This is a genomic window from Actinomadura sp. NPDC049753, from assembly GCF_040674655.1.
GTDB lineage: Bacteria > Actinomycetota > Actinomycetes > Streptosporangiales > Streptosporangiaceae > Spirillospora > Spirillospora verrucosospora.
In genome coordinates, this window is the sequence record NZ_JBFARL010000343.1 from 1 (window position 1) to 4,570 (window position 4,570).

Below are 4,570 nucleotides of genomic sequence, written 5' to 3' on the forward strand. Positions count from 1 at the left end.
GGCAGGACCCCCACCACGACGCCGCCGGCGGTGGTGGGGGTCCTGCCCGCCGCCGACCGCGCCGCCGCCGGGCCCGACCTCACCGTCGCCGTCCCCACCGGCCTCGGCCAGGCCCGCAACAACGTCATCGTCAACGCCGCCGACGCCGTCATCGCCGTCGGCGGATCCTGGGGGACGCTGTCGGAGATCGCCCTGGCCATGCGCGCCGGGCGCATCCCCGTCGTCCAGCTCGGCGGCTGGCGCGTCCACGACGAGGACGGACGGCCGCTCGGCGGCATCGTGCACGCCTCCGACCCCGCCGCCGCCGTCCACGCCACCGGCCTGTGGCCCTAGCCCCATCAGGGCCAAGTGGCCGGCAACTCTCAACCCGTCGTCGAACGCCCGGCCCTCAGCCCCGAGGGTGCCTCACAGATCCGGACGCGAGACGGGCGGCCGGGCGGCGATGCCGTTCAGCAGCAGCTCAGCGCAGGACGGCCGCCAGCAGGTCTGTGCCCAGCGTCGTCACCTCGGGCAGATTGACGGTGTAGTGGACGTAGCGCCCCTGCCGCCGGGATGCGAGCAGGCCCGCGCGACGCAGGACGGCGAGGTGGCGGGAGACCTCCGGGGCCGAGAGCCCCCAGGCGTGGGCCAGCTCGCCGGTGGTGTGCGGGCCGCGGGCCAGGGTGCGCAGCAGCCGCAGTCGCACCGGATGCGCGAGCGCCTCCAGCCGGAGGGTGACCGTTTCCAGCGACACCGGCTCCGAGGGACCCGGCTCGGCCACGGGGTACTGCACCACCGGCTGCCATCCGGGCGCGTGGACCACCACCAGGTGCGGGCGGCCGAAGTCACTGGGGATGAAGGTGACCCCGGTGCCGCGGGCGGTGGTCGTCTTGTCCTGCAGCTTGTCCACGACGACGCAGTCGCCGTCCGGTGCCAGGGCGACCGCGCCGGAGACCGAGGCGAGCGCCGCCCTGAGGCCCTGGCGCTTCAGCAGGTCGTTCTTCAGCCGCAGGTCGGTGGCCAGCTTCACCGCGACGCCCGTCCAGGCGGCGTCGAAGAACGCCCCCGCGCACTGTTCGAGGGTGTGGCGCACCCGCGCCCGCACCGCGGCCGGATCCGCGAGCAGCCGCTCCGCGAACGCCTCCTGGAGCGCGCCGCGGGCCTGGGCCAGTTCCAGGGCCCGCTCCCGCGCGGTGGCGTCGGCGAGCGGCGACGGCGCGGCGAAGTGGACCCGGTCGCTGCCGCACGTGGTGGTGAGCGCGGCGGTCACATAGGTCTCGTCGTCGATCCGGTCCACATCGTCCAGCTCCTCGGCGAGGGTCTGCCGAGGCCGGGCGGGGACCAGGAAATCGGCTCGTGAGGAACGCCAGAGGAACTCCGCCTCCCGCAACCGCTCGGCCAGCTCCGGCGGCAGCCCGGACCAGACGTCCGCGGCCCAGGCGGCCAGCCGCGGATGATGCCCCGGTTCGGCCAGGACGTGCAGCATCGCGGTCAGCTCGGCCAGCGGGGAGGCGGCGAACCGCAGCCGCTCGGCCGGCAGCCCGGTGATGTCGATGCGCAGCGTCATCCGCCCATCATCGCTGGTCGAACGGCCGGCGGCGGCGCCGGTTGACGATGTCCGTCAACCGGCGTGCCGCATCCGGCGGCCCGACACGACCGTTGGCGCCATGGCGACCCCCACCAGAATCCGGCCCCGCGACCTTCTCCGGGCCCTCGGAGGCCCCCGCTACGCCGTCGCCCTGGCCGTGGACGCGCTCGGTACCGGTCTGCTGCGGCCCTTCCTGCTGCTCTACGGCGTGACGGTGCTGAGGCTGTCCGCACCGGTCACCGGCACCGCCATGACGGCCGGCGTCGTCGCGGGCCTCGTGTGCATGCCCGCGGTGGGCCGATGGCTGGACCGGGGCGCACGCAGCACGGTCGTGGCCGCGTCGATGCTGGTGCGGGTGCTGGGCGTGGCGCTGCTGCCGGCCGCCCCGCCGGGGAACGTGTGGCTGTTCGCGGCAGCGGCGCTGTTCCTCGGCATCGGCAACCAGGCATGGCCGGCCGCCCACGCCGCCCTCGTGGCCACGGTCGCCCGCGGCCGGGAACGCGACGCCGCCCTCGCGGGGAGCCGCGCCCTGCGCAACGCCGGCCTGGGCGCCGGTGCGCTCCTCGCCACCGCATGCCTGGCGGGCGGCGCCACCGCACTGCAGGCGCTGGCAGCCGTGACCGGGGTCGCCTACCTCGCCGCGGCGGCCTTGGCGTGGTCGGTCCGCGTGCACGCTCATCCGGCAGCCGCCGAGGACAACGCCAACGGCAACGAGCCGACACCCCGGATGCGCGCGCTGCTGGCCGCCAACGTGATCTACGCCTTCTGCCTCAACGTCCCCGAAGTGGCGCTCCCTCTGGTCCTGGTGACGCAGATGCACGCCTCCCCGGTGTGGCCGGCGGCCATCTTCGTGGCCAACACGGTGCTGGTGATCACCCTGCAGGTTCCCGTCACCGTCCTGATGTCCCGCTTTCCCCGCGGGTCCGCGCTGGCGATCGCCGGCGTGGTGCTCACCGCGTCCTACCTCGGCTTCCTCGCGGCCACCTCCCTGGGACACGGCTGGGGCGCCCCGGCCGTCGCCGCGGTGTCCGTGGTCTGCACCCTCGGCGAGATCATCTATGCGGGCAGCGCCACCGCGCTCGTCACCGCCCTCGCCCCGGCGCATGTCCTGGGACGTACCCTCGCCCGCTTCCAGCTCTCCACGGGTTTCGGCCTCGCCGTCTCGCCGGCGGTCATCACCGCTCTCGCACCCCGCGGCCCGGCCGCGCTCTGGGGCGGCCTCGCCGCCGCGACGCTCCTTTCCGCCTCCGCCGTGCCCGCTGGGCATGCCCGATCCCGAGACACTGAGGAACGCCGCTCGGGGGCCGGCGCGTCCATGACCAAGACGGACGGCCCGTCGGCGACATCGTGCACGCCGCCGTCCGCGCCAGCGGCCTATGGCCCTAGCCCCGCACCCTGATCGGCGGCGTGGACGCAGGACCGCGGCCCGATGGCTCACACGAAGGACCCGACGACGTTCCCGGCCTCCGCCGGGCGGCCCACGGCGTGACCGAAGGCCGGAGGCCACACCGCGATCCCGCCGGGGGCCTAGTGGGCGGAGAAGCCGCCGTCCACGAAGATCGACTGGCCGGTGACGTAGGCCGAGGACGGCGACGCCAGGAACACCGCCGCTCCGGCGAAGTCCTCCGCCAGGCCGTTGCGGCCGGCCAGGGTCCGCTCGGCGAGCGCCCGCACCTTCGCCGGGTCCGACGACAGGCGCGCGTTCAGCGGCGTCATCACGAAACCCGGCACCAGGGCGTTGGCGGTGACGCCGCGGCTCGACCACGCCTCGGCCTGCGACCGGGCCAGCGCCACCAGCCCCGCCTTCGACACCCCGTAGGCGCCGCTGGTCACCGACGCCCGGAACGCCTGCTGCGAGGCGATGTGGATCAGCCGCCCGAAGCCGCGCTCGGCCATCCCCGGCCCGAATCGCTGCCCGAGCAGGAACGGCGCCTCCAGGTTCACCGCCATCGTGGCGTCCCACACGTCGGCGCCGAGCTCGTCCATCGGCGGCCGCAGGTTCACCCCCGCCGCGTTGACCAGGATGTCGGGCTCGCCGAACGCCGCCGCCGCGGCCTCGGCGGCGCCGGCGACCGCGTCCCGCGACCCCAGGTCGGCGCTCACCGCCGCGGCCCGGCAGCCGTGCCCCTCCAGCTCGCGGACGGTGGCCGCCAGCTCGGCCTCCCGCCGCGCCACGACCACCACCGAGGCCCCGGCCCGCGCGAGCGCCCCGGCGATCGCCCTGCCGATCCCCGAGCTGCCGCCCGTCACCACCGCGACCCTTCCCTCCAGCGAGAACAGCTCGGCCAGGTACGGGAGGGGGGAAGGGCGATCGCTCATGAGCGCAGAGTCTACGGGCCGGGTGGCGGGTCGTCCGGCGGGTCCTCGCCGCGGCGGCGGTCCCGCCACACCACGAAGACGATCACCGCGACCACCACGAAGGTCGGCACGAAGAACGGCACCGCCGTGATGATCGGATGGGACGCCAGCACCCCCTGCGCCGTCATGCGCCCGCCTTCGCGCGCGACCCGTCCCGCGCCGCCCCGGCGGGCCCGGGACGCTCCGGCAGCCGCCGCGCGATCCGCGCCACGCCCCAGCCCAGCGACAGCACCAGCGCCAGCGTGCACAGCAGCACCACCGCCGAGCACGCCGCCCACAGCCAGCCCGGCACGTCGGTCTTCAGCTCCCGCTGCAGGATCGTCCGCTCGCCCTGCAGTTCCCGGGTGAAGCGCGGCGGCGCGGGCAGCTCCTTAGCGCCGATCGCCGGGTCCTCGGGCAGGTAGACCGGGACGCCCGCCAGCGTCCGCCCGTCGTGGACGCGCACCAGCGTCTTCCACTCGCCGTGCAGCGGCATCGGCTCGCTCGTGCGGTAGACGCCCTCGCGCACCCTCACCAGGCGGTCGACGTGCAGGCCCTGCCCCTGCCAGCCCGTCACCGTCACCCAGGCCGGGCCGTCGACGGCGTCCGCGGGGGAGAACTCGACGCGCGCGCCGGCGGTGCGGTGCGCGGCGTCGCCGCGGACGC

Annotated in this window: 4 protein-coding genes and 2 pseudogenes; 2 read left to right on the forward strand and 4 right to left on the reverse strand. The window is 75.6% G+C overall.

From position 1 onward, the window contains the following. A pseudogene (locus tag AB0K37_RS40365) lies at nucleotides 1-333 on the forward strand (hypothetical protein); the annotation flags it as partial. Between the two features lie 127 nt (nucleotides 334-460). Here the strand turns inward: AB0K37_RS40365 and AB0K37_RS40370 are convergent. Further along, on the reverse strand, nucleotides 461-1,546 hold the full coding sequence (locus AB0K37_RS40370) for a DUF5937 family protein (RefSeq protein ID WP_363991051.1): 1,086 nt from the start codon (nucleotides 1,544-1,546) through the stop codon (nucleotides 461-463). 100 nt (nucleotides 1,547-1,646) lie between these two features. Here AB0K37_RS40370 and AB0K37_RS40375 point away from each other — a divergent pair, with 100 nt between their 5' ends. Next, a complete protein-coding gene (locus AB0K37_RS40375; RefSeq protein WP_363991054.1) occupies nucleotides 1,647-2,966 on the forward strand; it encodes an MFS transporter in 1,320 nt (439 codons plus the stop codon). A 128-nt stretch (nucleotides 2,967-3,094) separates the two neighbouring features. On the opposite strand, the gene AB0K37_RS40380 is transcribed toward AB0K37_RS40375, so the two are convergent. The 3 genes and pseudogenes from AB0K37_RS40380 to AB0K37_RS40390 form a co-directional block, all read right to left on the reverse strand. Then, nucleotides 3,095-3,886 carry an SDR family oxidoreductase gene (locus AB0K37_RS40380; RefSeq protein WP_363991057.1) on the reverse strand — a complete coding sequence of 264 codons (792 nt, stop codon included), beginning with the start codon at nucleotides 3,884-3,886 and terminating at the stop codon, nucleotides 3,095-3,097. Between the two features lie 11 nt (nucleotides 3,887-3,897). Further along, nucleotides 3,898-4,053: a hypothetical protein gene (locus AB0K37_RS40385; RefSeq protein WP_363991059.1), complete on the reverse strand. Its 156-nt coding sequence runs from the start codon at nucleotides 4,051-4,053 to the stop codon at nucleotides 3,898-3,900. Then, nucleotides 4,050-4,570 (reverse strand): annotated as a pseudogene (locus tag AB0K37_RS40390) (hypothetical protein); the annotation flags it as partial. The pseudogene AB0K37_RS40390 and the gene AB0K37_RS40385, both read right to left, overlap by 4 nt.